General features: G+C 41.5%; 1 protein-coding gene. It reads right to left on the bottom strand.

Annotated features, from left to right (window positions below):
* Window positions 1-100: 100 nt before the first annotated feature.
* The coding region (locus tag IE142_RS39665; protein WP_191889418.1) for a TipAS antibiotic-recognition domain-containing protein at window positions 101-915 on the bottom strand (815 nt) is incomplete at its 5' end.

Below are 915 nucleotides of genomic sequence, written 5' to 3'. Positions count from 1 at the left end.
TTACTCCATATAAAATATTTTAAAATCATAAATTTAATGACCACCCAAAATTATGGGGTAGCCATACTACTTTGATTATTTGAATAGAGGTAAGCATGTACTAAGCACAACGCATTAAAGCTGATACTGCTTTTTCTAAAAATTGCAAAGTGGTAGGTTTGAGCCAGGTTCCCTCGGCAAGACTTGGTTCATTTTGCATGGCATTGCGAATCTTCGCATGTGTCGCCGGATTTTTGCCTGCGTAACCTTGCAACATGGAGAGCCATTGCTGTGCTAAACATTTTGCTTGTTCACTGTCAGGTTCAATCCCAGCATGAATGGCCTTCTCCAATCCGATCAATAACTGGGGCCAATTTTTCATCTCACGTGCATAATTTTGCTTCATAAAAGCAAATTCCTGCTCGGATAAATAACGTGCAAAAACGTTCAGCTTACTCTCGGCAAATGCTTCAAGTAGAAACTCAACCACTTCCGGATGCACACCCAATTTTTCCTGAAATGCCGATTCAGCTGAATGCATGCTATTCAATTTAACCAACCATTCAGGATTAGCAGCCGTATTCTGTTCGAGAGTCAGCATCCAGCGTGAAGCCAGGTTTTGGGCAGTTTCACTACTAGAAGATTCTCCGGCCTTAAAGAGTGCATTCGCTTCGACGACAAGCGCTTCCCATTCTTTTTGTTGTTTACTGTCTGCCTGTAAAAAAGTCAGATCTGCAAGTTCCTCTTTTGTAAAATATTGTTCGTACATAGACATAAGCTCCAGTGTTTTTAGCCAATTGTCCAGTTCCAGCTCTTCACCATTCATCAGTTGATTTTTGAGACTGCTCAAACGATAGCGCAGTTGAGTCTGCTTAATGATCATCTGATCGATTGCCTGAATCTGCCGATCAATTAATGGGGCGAGTGCCAAGTTTG

Origin of the sequence: Streptomyces mutabilis (assembly GCF_014649815.1) — a bacterium.
GTDB classification, from domain to species: domain Bacteria; phylum Actinomycetota; class Actinomycetes; order Streptomycetales; family Streptomycetaceae; genus Streptomyces; species Streptomyces mutabilis.
The sequence above is the reverse complement of the archived record's forward strand: the minus strand, read 5'-3'. Positions and strand labels throughout refer to the sequence as shown.